The sequence below is a fragment of the Micromonospora sp. S4605 genome, from assembly GCF_003176715.1.
Lineage (GTDB): Bacteria > Actinomycetota > Actinomycetes > Mycobacteriales > Micromonosporaceae > Micromonospora > Micromonospora echinaurantiaca.
In genome coordinates this window covers 1-12,413 of record NZ_QGSW01000261.1, presented here as the reverse complement: position 1 = coordinate 12,413, position 12,413 = coordinate 1, and the positions used below count along the sequence as shown (strand labels likewise).

Annotated in this window: 8 protein-coding genes; 5 read left to right on the top strand and 3 right to left on the bottom strand. The window is 66.8% G+C overall.

All coding sequences use genetic code 11. The features are described 5' to 3' along the window. Positions 1-480: 480 nt before the first annotated feature. Positions 481-2,181 (top strand): hypothetical protein, encoded by a 1,701-nt coding sequence (locus DLJ47_RS23515; RefSeq protein ID WP_109902813.1) that lies wholly within the window; start codon positions 481-483, stop codon positions 2,179-2,181. A 590-nt stretch (positions 2,182-2,771) separates the two neighbouring features. On the opposite strand, the gene DLJ47_RS23510 is transcribed toward DLJ47_RS23515, so the two are convergent. The 3 genes from DLJ47_RS23510 to DLJ47_RS23500 all read right to left on the bottom strand — a co-directional run bounded on the left by DLJ47_RS23510 (position 2,772) and on the right by DLJ47_RS23500 (position 6,600). Further along, positions 2,772-4,028, bottom strand: a complete 1,257-nt coding sequence (locus tag DLJ47_RS23510; protein ID WP_109902811.1) for a nucleotide sugar dehydrogenase — start codon at positions 4,026-4,028, stop codon at positions 2,772-2,774. A gap of 153 nt (positions 4,029-4,181) precedes the next feature. Beyond that, positions 4,182-5,102 carry a glycoside hydrolase family 26 protein gene (locus DLJ47_RS23505; protein ID WP_158289883.1) on the bottom strand — a complete coding sequence of 307 codons (921 nt, stop codon included), beginning with the start codon at positions 5,100-5,102 and terminating at the stop codon, positions 4,182-4,184. Beyond that, on the bottom strand, positions 5,071-6,600 hold the full coding sequence (locus DLJ47_RS23500) for a glycosyltransferase family 2 protein (protein ID WP_158289882.1): 1,530 nt from the start codon (positions 6,598-6,600) through the stop codon (positions 5,071-5,073). The genes DLJ47_RS23505 and DLJ47_RS23500 overlap by 32 nt, the downstream gene beginning before the upstream one ends. A gap of 688 nt (positions 6,601-7,288) precedes the next feature. Here DLJ47_RS23500 and DLJ47_RS23495 point away from each other — a divergent pair. From DLJ47_RS23495 to DLJ47_RS23485, 4 genes are all read left to right on the top strand, one after another. Beyond that, positions 7,289-8,206, top strand: a complete 918-nt coding sequence (locus DLJ47_RS23495; protein WP_146228182.1) for a hypothetical protein — start codon at positions 7,289-7,291, stop codon at positions 8,204-8,206. A 112-nt stretch (positions 8,207-8,318) separates the two neighbouring features. Continuing rightward, positions 8,319-8,684 carry a hypothetical protein gene (locus tag DLJ47_RS35450; RefSeq protein ID WP_146228181.1) on the top strand — a complete coding sequence of 122 codons (366 nt, stop codon included), beginning with the start codon at positions 8,319-8,321 and terminating at the stop codon, positions 8,682-8,684. A 615-nt stretch (positions 8,685-9,299) separates the two neighbouring features. Beyond that, positions 9,300-10,691, top strand: coding sequence for a serine/threonine-protein kinase (locus tag DLJ47_RS23490; protein ID WP_109902805.1), 1,392 nt, complete (start codon positions 9,300-9,302; stop codon positions 10,689-10,691). 556 nt (positions 10,692-11,247) lie between these two features. Continuing rightward, positions 11,248-12,216 (top strand): hypothetical protein, encoded by a 969-nt coding sequence (locus tag DLJ47_RS23485; RefSeq protein ID WP_146228180.1) that lies wholly within the window; start codon positions 11,248-11,250, stop codon positions 12,214-12,216. The last annotated feature ends 197 nt before the right edge of the window (positions 12,217-12,413 follow it).

The window sequence follows — 12,413 nt, the reverse complement described above, 5'->3', positions numbered from 1 at the left end:
GTGGGAGAGGCCGTAGGCGCCGGGGACGAGCTAGCCGACGTGGCCGCGGCGGACGGCGTCGAACCTGCGCCCGACTGTGGCTCCTCGTCTGCGCTGCAGCCAGCAACGGCGAGTAGCGCAGACGCAGCCGCCAGCGCCCGTAAAATGTGGCTTCACCTTCTTATCCTGACCGCCGGCCTGATGATTGCGTTCGGCCATCTGACTCATGCCGGGCACGCGCGGTGTGAGGCTCAACGAGCGCAGGACCCAGCGGCCGCTACCTACCGCTGACCTTGCCGCCGCGCCCGATACGGCGGGCAACGTTGGATGGCCCGCCGATGCGTGACTGATGGGGCGACTCCAATACTGTGGTGCGGAATCGAATGGCCTACGATCTCGACACCACGGATCAGGAGTTGCTTTCACCGCGCTTACTGGCGTAGAGCCGTCTTCCCGTGTCGTCCGCCCGACTATCTACCGAGCGTGAGAAAGGGAGCCAGCATGGCGCGTTCCACCGAGCACGGCACCGTTCAGATCAGGGGAAGGTACGTCAATCTGGATGGTACGCCCGCCCAGGGGAGCGTCACCTTCACCGGTAACGTTGCCGCGGTCGCGACCGCGTCTCAGAGCATGGTCGTTCCGAGCACGATTACCGCGAACCTGGACGCGGACGGAGCCTTCACCGTGTCCCTCCTGGCGACCGACGACCCGGATCTCCGACCGAACGGGTGGACCTACACGGTCAAGGAGAACTTCACGGGCGGCCGGACCTACGACATATCCGTCCCGATCTCCGCGAAGTCCACCGGAGTCAACCTTTGCGAGGTTGCAGCGACGGCGCCGTCTAAGCGCACGGTCGACTCATCCGGCCGTCTCCTATCTCGCCGCGGCCTGATCGCCGCCGCAGGCGCTGTGGGTGCTGGCATAGCGGCCGCACCGGTGATCGGCTCGGCGGCGGCGTTCGCAGGGCCCGCTTCGCCGTCCGGAGCGGCGCCCGCCGCTCTGGATGCTGAGGGCACGACGTCACTGACTGGCGACTCGGCGGCCCAAGCCACGGGCATAATCGATAACGGGCACTCAGAGACCCTCACGCTCCGCTCCTCCTATGACGGCGGCGAGGACGACGGGGCGGCCGGCCACTTCGACAGCACCGGCCGCCTGAACCTGGAGAGCTACCAGCGGGCGGGCATCATGTCGTACGGCGAGGTGCTGCGGATCTACTCGCGCCGTGCCGATAGTAAGCAGATGATCGCCTGGTACGGGCCGAAGACATACGATCCGGTCACCCGTGCGCCGATCGGCCCGAACAAGCCGTGGTTCTGGATGGGTGCGCACTACGAGGCCAACGACCACGGGTCGGTGCACGGCCATTGGTCCTGCGAGGTCCCCGACTCTACCGGCGCACTGCAGACCCGGCTGGAGATGCCGATCTGGGACCCGGCAACCGGACTGTTCGGTATGGACAAAACAGTCATCAAGACCAACCAGGCCGACCTCTGCGTGCGGACGACCAACGGCCAGGAGCTGCGACTGGCCGCCCCGGCCGGGCAGGAGAAGCCGATCACGTTCTCCCATGACAGCAACGGCGGCCCGGCGTTCAGGCGCTGGAAGATCCGCGCCACGAACGACGCTGAGACCGGTTCGAACGCCGGAACCAACTTCCAGCTTCTCCGCTACAACGACAGCGGCACTCTGGTCGATGCTCCGCTCGCCGTCAACCGCTCGACTGGCCAAGTATCGATCGGGGGCGCGTCTGGAACGGCAGCCGGTCTGTTGATCGTCCGAAGCGGGGGTGCGGCGTTGACCATAAAGCCGACCGCCGCAGGCGGCCAGGCTGCGCTCGTCATCGGACAGGAGGCGACCACAAAGTCGTATCAAGGCCAGATCAACGGAGACGCGATGGCGCGCAGCGTCATCTACGTCGACGGAAAGATCGAGTGGGGATCCGGCTCAGCCGCCCGCGACACGAACTTGTACCGCTCGTCGGCGGGTGTGGTGAAGACGGACCATTCGCTGCACGTCACTCGGAACCTGCGCATCAACACCACAAGTCTCGGCGGAGGCTCCGGCGTTATCGCCATTGCCAACGCGACCACCGTTCCGTCCGCGAACCCAACCGGCGGCGGCGTTCTCTTCGTTCAGAACGGTGCACTCATGTATCGCGGCTCCTCGGGAACGGTCACCAAGATCGCCCCCGCATAAGCGAAGAGAGTCCACCTGCGAACCCCCCGGTGACTTTCGAGACTCGCATCAAGCTCCGGCCGGGGGCGGCAGGATGTACTGATCCTCGGTTTCCGTCCGTGGGTACCCCGGCCTTCAGGCGGGCGGAACCGCGACGAGCAGGGACAGGGATAGCCGATCCGCCGCGGACGCAAACCTCGGTGTCGATCTACGTGGTGCCGCCCAGCTTCAGGCACAAGCTCTTCCGACGCTCGGTCGTGCCGATCAGGACGGTGCGGGCACTTTGACGGCGGCGGCCGATGCTCGAGCACCAAGGTCCGCCGCTGGGACTCCTGACACCGCTTTCACCGTCCTCGCCTGGCCGTCCTCGCCGTCCTGGCCATCTGCGCCACGGACGGGGCCCGCCGCCACCGGCCGACACCACCTGATCAAGCTGACCGTGAACGAGGTCCGGCGTCTGATCAACGCCTGCATCATCCGCCCGATCCGCGACTTTGTCCACCGTCTGCACTGGTCAGTGGCGGCGCTGGCATCACGCCCGCGCCCGACAATCCCCCTGCACGCGCGCCTCAACCTCGAACTCTTACCATGATCGATCGGTGGCTGCCGTGCTATAGGCGGATCGCGTCGTCGGTGCGCGTGATGCCGCGCGTGTCGAAGAAGCGCTTGGCCAAGGCGGCAAGCCGGTCAGCGTCGTAGTCACGATGGGGCTGAACGAGGATCACGAGGTCAGCCGACGCGACTGCGGCCTCCAGATCATCGACCTTCATCACGCCAATTCCCGGCCGCCATTCCGCAACGAACGGATCATGGTAGCTGATCTTCGCACCGAGACCGTTGAGGTCACGGGCGAGGGGAGTGGCCGGGGATTCGCGCTCATCTGCGATGTTTGCCTTGTACGTGACGCCCAGCAGCAGAATGTTCGCGCCGGTCGTCGCCAGCCCAGCTTCGTTGAGGATGTTCTGGGCACGCCTTGCCACGTACGCCGGCATCGTGGCGTTAATCTCCTGCGCGAGCTCGACGAACCGGAACGGGTAGCCGAGCTTCACCCGCACATTGTGGCTCAGGTAGTTCGGATCGATCGGAATGCAGTGACCACCCACGCCCGGCCCCGGGTAAAAGGCCTGGAATCCGAACGGCTTGCTCGACGCGGCGCGGATGACGTCCCACAGGTCGATATCGAGGCGGTGGCAGAACTTGGCCATCTCGTTGACGAGCGCGATGTTGACGTGCCGGTAGGTGTTCTCGAGCAGCTTGGCCGTCTCGGCCTCCCGGGTGCCCTTGGTGCGCACGACCGTGTCGATGAAACGCCCGTACAGGGCCGCCGCGGCTTCCGTGCATGCCGGCGTGTGGCCTCCGACGACCTTGGGCGTGTTGCGGGGGCCGAACTCCTTGTTGCCCGGGTCGATGCGTTCCGGTGAGAACGCCAGGTGGAAGTCCTTGCCGGCGACGAGGCCACCGGCTTCCAGAATGGGACGCACCAGTTCGTCGGTAGTGCCGGGATACGTGGTCGACTCGAGAACGACGAGCATCCCGGGACGGAGATTGCGGGCCACGGCTTCGGTGGCCAACTGAACCGCACCGAGATCGGGGCCGCCTTCCTCGGACAGCGGTGTCGGGACACAGATGACCGCCGCCTTCGCGGCAGCGATCTCGCCTTCGTCGGTCGTCGCCCGGAAGCCGCCTTCTCTCATCAGGACGACGTCATCGTCAGAAAGATCATCGACGTGTGACCGGCCATCGTTGAGTGCATTCACCAACGGCAAACTGACGTCGAATCCGATCACCGACATGCCCGCCGACGTCGCCTCGCGAGCCAGCGGAAGCCCCACGTATCCGAGCCCAATAATGACTACGTCGACACTCACGGTCGCTCCTTCTGCTGGGTGACCAGGCCCCGTATGCCCAGCCGTGTCTATCCGGTTCAAGCGACTACGCCCGAACCGGATGGTCGTGCCGCAAATTCAACTACCGTCGATAAATCGTGAACGTTCCACGCCGCGCCCGTGACACAGTTCGCTCTATCTGCTGGGAGCGCAGGCCAGGTTCGGGACAACCGACTTCTTGAAGGCCTTCATGTTGCGGGGCGAGTCATTGTATCGCCAGTCCGCACTGGAGTGTGGCGGCGGCGCCTGGGTCCAGATCAGGCCGATGACGTTCGGATGGGCACGCAACCAGGGGCCCAACGTGGTCATCCACCGATCCTTCGCTTTTCCCCCCACGCCGGTCTCGGCGAGGACTACCGGCTTCTTCGAAACACGAGCGAGCATCTTCATGGTGGGATCGAACGTCTGGCTTGCAGACGACTCGAATCCGAAGGCGGAGCTGCCGACTCCGTAACCGGTGAAGCCGACCAGATCAACCCATTTGTCGCCCGGCCAGAACTGGGAGATTCCCTTAACGGTGGCGCCCCGAATGATGTTCGGAGCCCAGAGCCACAGGACGTTGGTTGCACCGGCCTCTCGGAACAGCGTGACTACGTGCCGCCAGGCCTTGACGTACTGGGATGCGGTGTTGCCGTTGACACCGGCCGCCCACGGTGACCAGTCCCCGTTCATCTCCGGCGCGTACCGGATCACCACCAGGTCACCGTATTCCACAACGGTGTCCGCGACGGCACGCAGCTTGGCATCGTTCTTGCCCGCCACGGTGGCCGCGAGCGACCAGGACTTCTGCTCCACGACCGATCCCAGGTCCTTCGGCTGCACCGTGAGGAACGGGATACCCGCGGCATTTGTCAGCCTGGACAACTCGAACGGGGCGCCGATGGACGCGTAGACCCCTCGCCACATCGGCCGGCATCCAATTTCCTGCGCGGCACGATCAGCGTCTTCCACGGCGTCCTTCTCCGACGTGATACCAAATACGGGCTTGTCCGCCCGCAGCATGGAGACGTCGGCACGAATCGCGCTAGCTCGCAGAGCCGGATCTGTCGCGGTCACTGCGGGCTGCCGGCCCCCCTCGGAAGTAGTGGATGACGGTTTCGTCGCGCATCCAGCCAGTAGTAGCAGCGGCAGCACCAGCAAGTACCTTCTCATGGTCCCCCCCGATCTCGACCTCGACCTGCTGACGAGTGCCCCACTTGAAACGCATGCAGGAGGCGATGGCCCAGAGCCGCCACACCCGCAACACCGACCACTGCCACAGAATCGCGACCGGCGACAGAAAGAGGAACCAACCCAACTGGGCCGGCATCGTCTGATCGGACCGCCGAACCGTGAAGATCCGCAACAGCTGCACATAGCCGAGCACGATCAACATCCCGAGCGTCAGCAGCAGTAGCTCCGCGTCCGCGATCAACGCGTCGGTTCCCGCGCCGCGCGCCCACGCGACCACATCGGCCACCGGCTTCACCACGAAGAGCGAGGACACGACGATGGTCGAGGCGATAGCCTGCACCCACTTCAGTGCGTGCAGCCAGTACGCGATGCGGTTGAGGGGCAAGTACTTGAAACGCCAGAAGGATCTGATGAACGACCCCCGCAGCCAGCGCATGAACTGCCGTCGGTGATTGGAGAGGCGTTCCGGCATGACGCAGAAGGCGAAGGCGTTGGACTGTTGGACGGTTTTGCCCCGGAGTAACGCCTGAAGCGTCAGGTACGAGTCGTCGGAGAACTCAACCCGTCGTCCGAAGAACTCCTCGTTCGAGTAACCAAGGCGGCATTCGTCGATCACCCGCGCGCGGTACAACGAGATCCCGCCTGAGTTGACCAGCACCGACCCCAGCGCCGACGTGGCGGACCGGTCGGTCAACTGCGAGGCTGTGCAGATCAGATCCACAGCCCGGGCGATCGGCCCGTTCAGGTTGTAGGTGAGAAAAACTCCGGCGACCGACATCACCTTGGGGTCGGCGAGCGGTTTGATCAAGTTCTCGAGCGCGTCCGGCGCGAGGACCGAGTCAGAGTCGATCGTGAGGTAGGCGTCGGCCCAGCCGGCGAAGCGCAGGGATGCGGCGACGTGGGTCGCTCGCTTGCCCCGGTTTCGGTCCCGTACCCAGACGAGGGGGACTCCCACCGCGTTCGCGGCTTCGACCGCCCACAACTCGGTGGGCAGGTAGTCCACCTTGTTCGATCCGTCGTCCCGGACGAAGATCGCGTCGGGACGACGAGTCTGCCCGAGAAGACCACGGATGGTCGCGATGACCGCATCGACGTCTTCGTTATAGAGCGGGACGACCGCCACGACCCTCAACTTCGCCAGCTTGGCCGCCTGCTTGGCGGTGACGCGTCTGGGGCGGTCGAAGGTCGCGAGAAGTAGGTGCAGGAAGTACACGACGAAGGCGAACGTGTAGACGACTTCGAACGCGGACAGTTCAGTACCGGGATCCTCGAGCCGGGTCACGTGGTGGTAGAGCCACAGCGAGGAGGCGCCGAGCATGAGGACCACCGCGGGCAGCGCGCGGCCGGGGACCCACCGTGCGGTCTTGGAAGCCTTACTCACGGCTTCTTCCCGCGTCTCCAGAACAGGCGCACGGACGTCGCGAAGAGCGTTACGACGCCGACCGCGGCAAGGAGAATTTCGAACAACCCAAGATGGGAAGGCACGCGAACCCAGCTTTCGATCAAGGGACGGCAGCCCGTAGCAGCCCGGACATGCTACACAGGGACGGCACTCCCGCAATGCCCTCGGACGTCGGAGCCGACGTTTCTCGTATTGCTGGTTAGTAGTGCTCGTCTTTTTGGGCGGACATTGCTGGGCTTTCCGGCGGCTCGCAGTCCCCTTTCCGGCAGCGCCCAGGTCCCCTTCCGGCGGTTCGCAGGCCCCGGGCGCGACAAGAGCGGACCGGCAGGAGGTGCCAGGTGAGAGATCCCTGGTGGGTTCCTCCCCGCGTGATTCCGCTACCGTGTGCGGCATGACGTACGACTACGGCGAGGGTTCGCCCCCACGTGGTCGAGGCCCGTCCTGGGGCCAGCGAAACGATCCATCTGGCGTCGAGGCTTCCCCGTACAGCGACGCTCGGCCGCAGCAGCCCTCGTACGAGCAGCCTCCGCAGTGGGCTGGCGGGGGTCGGCACAGCAGTCACCGACCATACGACGCGGGTCATGGGTCGCCGACGCGCCAGCGTGACCAGGCAGACCTGCCGGCCGGCTTTAGTACTCCGCCCGGGCATCCGGGATGGGGAGGTGACGTGGCCCAGCGCAGCGGCCCGTATCGAGGCGGCCAGCACCTCGCACCCAATCAGCCGTATGGCCGCAATCCGAACCAGAGCGGCAGCGGCGCCGTGTATGGCGGCCTGTCCGACGAACATGGCGCCGGCCCCGGACACGAGCCGGAGCTGTACGCAGGGGCTCGCCACCAGCCCCAGGCGACCTCCCGCAGGCCGGAGCAGGCCGACGCGGGACCCAAGGCTGGGCGTCGATCGCGCAAGCCCCTCGTCTTCGCCATCATCTTCGTGGTGCTGGTGGGCGGCGGTGCCGGCTGGTACTACCTGCGAAACTCGGCGGATGGGCCTCGTACCGAACAGGAGCGCAGGGTCGCGGACCAGAAGGTCGACCCGGTGCCGCTGACCGCGAACGAGGTCTTCGGCACCGGGACGATTCCCGGTGCCGACGGCCGGGGACCGTACAAGATCCTCAAGACGCAAACGTCCACCGAGTGCAAGGTGGCCGCCGGTGGTGCCATCGCGGAGATCCTGGCGACGGCTGGCTGCACCCAGGTGGTACGGGCCACGTTGATGTCATCCGATGGAGCCCTTGTCATCACGACTGGAGTCTTCAACCTCGAGACCGATCGCAAGGCCGAGGAGGCGTCGGCCGCGATCAAGAGCGCCGTCGATGCAGAGAAGGGCCGGTTCAGTGGTCTGGTCGCGGGTGGTGCGTCGGACATCATCAGTCGTGCCGCCGCGAACGTGGCGTGGGACGTGCGCGGCCACTACCTTATGTACTGCCTTATCGCGAACGCGGACGGCAGCGCGATTGCCGTTGACGATCCGCGCACCCAACCGGTCCGGAGCGACCTGGTCGAGAGGTACTTCGGTGACCTTGTGATCCAGAAGCGCGAAACCGGCGCCGGTCCGAGTACCGCTGCCTCGACACGCCCGTCGTGACAAGGCATGTGGGACATACCGCTCGCCCTTCCCGGACCGTCCGGGCTTGGATCGGGCGGGGGCCGGACCGCGAATTTCACCTGGTGGCACCGCACGTGAGATAATCTCCGCCGTGCCTGTCAGCAAGACGCAACTGATCGCTGTGCTCGGTAACGAGTTGTGGTGCTCAACCCTCAGCCCCAACGTACCCTGGTTGAGCGCCGAACTTCGCGAGCGAATGAAGCGACCGCGAGTCGGTGATCTCGTCGTCGAGTTCTCCGCAGGGCAGCGCGGCGACCCGGATGGCGTTGGATGGCTTCGCGGCATCGAATTCGCAGACGGCCGCGGGGGTGACAGCGTGAACATCGACGGTCGCCGCATTGTCGACGCATGGATGATCGAGCCGATCGACAAGCCGGGACAGACGATCCGATGGGGCAACGCGACGTTTTTCGCTGTTCCGCTGCAGAGTGCTCGACAGTGGCTGGCTGCATCCTGAGTTGCGGCTCTCGACGCAGTGCAGGACGAGGATTGACCCAGCTGCAGACCTGTCTTGAGCTGGCTGGCCAGCATCCCCGGCGATGGCGCTAACCAGGACCCGGCCTGGGACGATCAACTTCGTGAATGTGTCGACTAACCTCCGCAACCCGGCGGAACGATGTGGCATTCATGAGATGACGAAGCCGCATCCCCGGTTCGCGAGCCAATGCGGCGGTGGTTGTTGACCGCAGGTGTGGCCGGAGGCCCACGCTTCGCGCTGCCTTGACCGGGGCGGTGAAGACCGCCGAGATGTCATCGTTCGCCCCATCGGCCTTACCGGTTAGCGACTTCTCGCGATCGGGCTCGGTGCCGTCCTGGGCTTCGACAAGCGACCCGGGGCCCGGCGTGCTCCGCTGCGGGACGTCCTCAAGGTTTACAGGGAAACTGCCGCCTGCGTGATCGACACTCCCCGCTGTACGGGTACTCCGAACCTGCGGGTTGACGACCGGTAGCCGTGGCATGGCGTGTAGGCCGGTGCAAGGCAGTCGCAGGGGTCGCGGTCGCTGTCGGGCGGCGGCGCCGGTGGTCGGCCTGGCCACCTGCTGTCTGCGTCGGTCTGGGTACGGTAATGCCTGTGTTGTCATCGGAGGTCGTGCTCAGCGGCCGCTACCGCTTGGACGAACGTGTCGCCACCGGCGGCATGGGCGACGTCTGGCGTGCCTCGGACCTGGTCCTCGGTCGTTCGGTAGCGGTGAAGGTGCTGCTCCCGGCGCTGGTCTCCGACCCCGATTTCATCGCCCGGTTCCGGGCCGAGGCGCGGATCATGGCCGCGGTGCGGCACAAGGGCATCGTGCAGGTCTTCGACTGCGGTGAGGACGCGCTGCCCGACGGTTCCCGGGCGGACTACCTGGTCATGGAGTTCGTCACCGGCGAGCCGCTGTCGAAGCGGATCGAGGCGCTCGGCCGGCTGGGCGTGGCCGAGACGATGTCGATCGTGGCCCAGGTCGCCCAGGCGCTGCACGCCGCGCACTCCGGCGGCATCGTGCACCGGGACGTGAAGCCGAGCAACCTGCTGGTGCAGGAGGACGGCTCGGTCGTGCTGGTCGACTTCGGGGTCGCCCGGTCGACCAATGTCACCAGCATCACCAGCACCAACGCGGTGCCCGGCACCGCGCTCTACATGGCTCCCGAGCAGGCCGCCGGCCGCCCGGTCTCCGGCGCCACCGACATCTACGCCCTGGGCGCGGTGGCGTACTGCTGCCTGACCGGCAGCCCGCCGTTCACCGGCGACAATCCGCTCCAGGTGGCCGTCCGGCACCTCGACGACGAGCCGCCGGAGCTGCCGCACGACATCCCGGAGGCGGTCCGCGCCCTGGTCGGGCGCGCCCTGGCCAAGGACCCGGCCGACCGGTTCAGCAGCGGCGCGGCGATGGCCGCGGCGGCCCGGGCCGCAGTCTCCGACTCGTCCGCGCCCACCGCGATGGTGTCGGCTGCGGGCGGGCTGCGCAGCGCCGGCCCGGACACCCGGACCGACGTGCCGGCCACGGTCGGCAGGCAGGGCGGGCGCCGGCGGCGCGGCACCCTGGTCGGGGCGGGCGCGGCGGTGCTGGTCGCGCTCGCCGCGCTCGGCGCGGCGCTGGGCGCGGCCCGCGAGGCCAACGCACCGCCGGTCAATGTGCCGGCGACAATGGTGCCGGCCGCCGTACCGAGCGGTGGCTCTGAGATGCCGGCGGAGGAGGAGCAGCAGCCGAACTCGGGTCGACCGTTCCGACCCGCCGGTTCCACCTCCAGCCCATTGCCGTCGGCCACCATGTCCCCGGTCTCGCCGCCACCGAGCCAGTTGGCGGGCCCGGCATCCCCGGAGCCGACGACAAGTACAGATCCGGAGCCCACGGGCGAGGCCACGACCACTCCGCCGATCGAGACCACGGCCCCCGCGCCGACCAACACCCAGACCACACCGCCGGGTCCGGACAACCCGCCGGCCGGCGGAGGTGGCGGCGCCTCGACCGACCGCATGTCCTGATCCCAGCGCCTCGCCCAGCCGCGGAACGGACGAACCACGAGATCACGTCCTCGGTCGAAGTCGAGGTGGACCGACTGCGACGATGACGCCTGCGACGGCCTCGGCCGCCCGCTGGCGTTGATGCTCTGGTCTACCTGGTGCCGTTCCACCGCGCGAGCAGTCCCTCGCCTCCTCGCTCCTGCGGCTGCTGCACGACCGAGCCGACCGGCTACCCCACACTTCGCTGGCGTCGACTGGACCAAGGCCTTGGCCTGGCTGAAGGTGCGCACCGGCAACGACCTCGCCGCGAGCAGGCCTGGCGGGAAGTGCAGATAAGAGTGGCGCATATCACTGTCAATCCCAGGAGAACTTCCGTCGACTGCCTCAGGGGTGCCGCCTCGTCACCGGTTGTGACCCACGGCGCATATGGCCTTCGGCCGTCGGGGTCGTTGTTGATCAGCGTTTGTCGCCCGGTACAGCCGCCGTCGGACACGTCCGGACTGCATGGCCGTGCCACGGGGCGTGACCATTGGGGGAGTTCGGCTGTTTCACAGCCTATAAGGGTCCATCGATACGCGTGGTCTACTGTTTGCCTCGTCTCAGCCTCACCTCTATGGGGGATTGCATGGCCAAACAACAGGACGAGCAGACTGTCGACCGCCGAGGGCTGCTCCGTCGGGCCGGAACCGTCGCGGCCGGCGTCGCCGGCGCCGGGATGGTTTCCGCGGCCGCGGCCGGCCCGGCGCAGGCCGCTCTCGGCGAGCCGGTGGTGCAGGGCCGGACCGTCAACGCTGGGGCCACCGTCACGGGCATCACCAGCAGCGGCGCCGGGGCCACCCTGGAGCTGTCGAACACCAGGTCCCCTGGGACGGGTCTTGTCTCGCCGGCCCTGCGGTTGGTCCCCGCTGGGGATGACCTCGCCACGGACGCCCCGCTTGGTTCGATCGGCATCGACTCGGGCAACAACATCCGGGTCGCGACGTCCCAGTTCCAGGGCGTGACGTACTCCGACTTCGTGCACACCTCCGGCAACGCGAACCGCCTGGTGCCGATCCCGCCGCAGCGAATCATCGACACCCGGGATCCGGCCCAGCGCACGCGGATCATCAACCCGACTGGCAATCTGGACACCAGCGGCCGACTGATCGGCGGCAGAACCATCCACATCGACCTGGCGGATTTCATGTACGCCGCCGACGCGATCTTCGGGAACCTCACCATCGTTGGCGCGCTGGTCCCCCAGTACGCCACCGTGTACGCGTACAACACGGCGAAGCCGGTTGCGTCGACGATCAACTTCGCGGCGAGCGAGGTTATCTCCAACGGCTTCTGCGCGGCCGTGGGCAGGGACGGCACCATCAGCGACGCCATCTCGATCTACGCGAACGGGACCACCCACGTCATCCTCGACCTCACCGCCGTGGTGGTCGGCGTGGGCTCGGTCAACCCGGGGCTCCTCTCAACGGTGGCCGGCGTCGGCACGGCCAGCGACGACGCCAGCCGCGCGGAGTGGGTCAGGAAGAGCAAGCCCAGATGGGAGCAGTGACCCACCGCCGAGGCAGGCCCGGCCGGTAGCCCTGATCGCGGACCCGACCGCATCCGGCCCGCGTTCCTAGTACTCCAGCCGGGGATGTTGACCTCGGCTGAGCTGCGGTTTGGTGCGGTGGGGGTATGAGGGCAGCCACCGTCGATCATGGACGGCTGTGTGGACTGACCATGACGCCGCGGTGGCTGCCGGATACA

Bases quoted from the DNA above. Each gene is read 5' to 3' on its own strand.
- DLJ47_RS23515 (WP_109902813.1), top strand. From the start codon at position 481: ATGGCGCGTTCCACCGAGCACGGCACCGTTCAGATCAGGGGAAGGTAC.